The sequence below is a fragment of the Rhizobium sp. UBA1881 genome (assembly GCF_002338015.1).
In the GTDB taxonomy this organism is placed as follows: Bacteria; Pseudomonadota; Alphaproteobacteria; order Rhizobiales; family Rhizobiaceae; genus Rhizobium.
Genome location: NZ_DDHH01000025.1, coordinates 1 through 924, shown reverse-complemented (window position 1 = coordinate 924; position 924 = coordinate 1). Strand labels below are relative to the sequence as shown.

The following is a 924-nucleotide window of genomic DNA, read 5'->3' as shown; positions in this document are numbered from 1 at the left end:
GCGATGGCGGAACCTGAACGGGAACTTGCCAGATGGTCATTTCGAGAATGGCCCCATCGTCGTAGATGATACGTTCGCGAAACAGCAACTCGGCCTTCATGTTCGAAACTATGACATCCGATGCCATAGCCCGTCAATCGCCTCGAGCCTGCCTTCTGGTCATCGCGCACGATAGCCGATAAGCTCCCCGCTTTCGCCAACGGAGACACCCCATGTCCTTCTTCCCCGGCAAAGACCCCCTCCCCGGCGATGCCTTTGCCTGCGACGCCATCGAGAACCTGATCATCCCGCGCACCAGCGATATCGGCGGGTTTCAGGTGCGACGGGCATTGCCGACCAGGCAGCGGCGGCTGGTGGGGCCGTTTATCTTTTTCGATCGCATGGGGCCGGCGATATTGAAGCCGGATGAAGCGCTCGATGTGAAGCCGCATCCGCATATCGGGCTGTCGACGGTCACTTATCTGTTCGATGGTGAAATCCGGCATCTCGATAGCCTCGGCACCGAGAAGGTGATCCGGCCTGGAGATATCAACCTGATGACGGCTGGGCGTGGTATCGTGCATTCGGAGCGTACGCCCGACAATCTGCGCGGCCATCCGCTTCTGATGTCCGGGCTGCAGACGTGGCTGGCGCTGCCCGATGACAAGGAGGAGATCGATCCCTCCTTCGCGCATACGGAAAAGAACGCGATGCCCGTGATCGACGAGCGCGGGGTGCGCGGGCGGGTCGTCATCGGTGCGTTTGAGGGCATGAGCTCGCCCGTGAGCGTGTTTTCCGACACGCTCTATGCCGATATCAATCTCGATGCCGGTGCGAAATTCCCGTTCGCCGCCGCGCATGAGGAGCGGGCGATCTATGTGCTGTCGGGCGAGGTGGTGATCGCGGGCGACCGATTCGCGGCCGACCAGCTGCTGGTCTTCCGTC

1 protein-coding gene is annotated in these 924 nt (G+C 61.3%); it reads left to right on the top strand.

The genetic code is table 11. The features are described 5' to 3' along the window. Positions 1 to 212 precede the first annotated feature (212 nt). Positions 213 to 924 (top strand): pirin family protein (locus tag B3605_RS02210; protein WP_296431998.1); only part of this gene is annotated, 712 nt, incomplete at its 3' end.